A 594-nucleotide genomic window follows, 5' to 3' on the forward strand; every position below is an offset into this window, starting at 1 on the left:
GTCCAACTATTGTTATAATTCGTTGATACTAAATATACAATTTTCTCCACAGATTCTAGACTAGGAAGACTATTCATTGTCTTTAAACGCTTCCGTACCTCTTTAATTGTTCGCTCAATCATATTCGTTGTATAAAGATATGGTCGAATCTCTTTTGGATATTTATAAAAAGTAAGAAGAACAGGTAAATCTTTCTCCCATGATTCCACTTCTTTTTTGTATTTCTTTCCCCATTTTTCTTTTATCATTTGAAACGCGTCTTCCGCAATTGATAAATCAATGGCTTTATAAACTTGTTTAAAATCACTTGCGACCTCTTTTTGATCAGATTTGCGCACTTTGGACAACAGATTTCTCATTTTATGCACAACACAACGCTGAACATCCGCTTTAGGATATACACTTAGAAACGCTGTTTCTAAGCCAGTTAATCCATCAAAAATACCTAGTAAGACGTTTTTCACGCCTCGCTCATGTAAATTTTCTAGAATTTCTCTCCAACCACTTGCCGATTCTCTTCCGCCAACATAAAAGCCTAGAATCTCTCGCGTCCCTTCCAAAGTGATACCTAACGCGATATAAATAGCTTCTTTT

General features: G+C 35.4%; 1 protein-coding gene. It reads right to left on the reverse strand.

The window, feature by feature from the left end; all coding sequences use genetic code 11:
* A partial coding sequence (locus tag CN373_RS24885) for an IS256 family transposase (protein ID WP_113745342.1) occupies positions 1-594 on the reverse strand: 594 nt, incomplete at both ends.

It is taken from the genome of Bacillus cereus, from assembly GCF_002561295.1.
In the GTDB taxonomy this organism is placed as follows: Bacteria; Bacillota; Bacilli; order Bacillales; family Bacillaceae_G; genus Bacillus_A; species Bacillus_A cereus_S.